Here is a 622-nt window from a genome sequence, read left to right as displayed (position 1 = left end):
CCTGAGAGACTCATGATGAACTTTCTCCCGATTGATGATTTAAAGATCCACATATTTGTTCGTTTGGTTACTTGAGTGATGTTATCAGTTACTGTAGGTCTGTCTAGACATGGCAAATAGCTGTATAGGGGAAGGGCTTCTCAGAGCGCTCTACCGACCTTTTGCGATGCGAGACATCTCCTTTGATCCACAAAGATACAAAATACCTACTATTAACTACTATAATGTCGTCTTAATTTCAGGAGAAGAAGAGATTAGAAGTTAGACTTTAGAGGTTAGAGATTAGAAGTTTGGACTGCTCCTATCCGATAGCTCCGATCACCTCCGATAGTTCCGATAGCTCCGATTTCTATCTTCTAACCTCTAAAGTCTAACTTCTAATTTCTAATCTCTAACTTCTCCCCTCTCGTCCCTCCCCTCGGTAGGAAATACGAAATCTCCAGGGAGGAAACGAAATTTCTCCACGGAACCGGGAAATAAAAGTTCGGAAGAATGAAATGAAACTTCGGAAGAAAGATTTCGAAGTTCCGATGAATTTTTCGTTTCCTCGCTGGAGATTCAAAAGGCTTCACCGAGGAAATGGCGATTTCCTTCGATGGTGCTAAAATGAGCCCACTTTTTA

The 622-nt window shown here is 41.5% G+C and carries 1 protein-coding gene; it reads right to left on the bottom strand.

Features of this window, described 5'->3' with window-relative positions; genetic code table 11:
• Positions 1-377: 377 nt before the first annotated feature.
• Positions 378-622 (bottom strand): hypothetical protein (locus PORUE0001_RS10985; RefSeq protein WP_039865837.1); only part of this gene is annotated, 245 nt, incomplete at its 5' end.

Origin of the sequence: Porphyromonas uenonis 60-3 (genome assembly GCF_000174775.1) — a bacterium.
GTDB lineage: Bacteria > Bacteroidota > Bacteroidia > Bacteroidales > Porphyromonadaceae > Porphyromonas > Porphyromonas uenonis_A.
The sequence above is the reverse complement of the archived record's forward strand: the minus strand, read 5'-3'. Positions and strand labels throughout refer to the sequence as shown.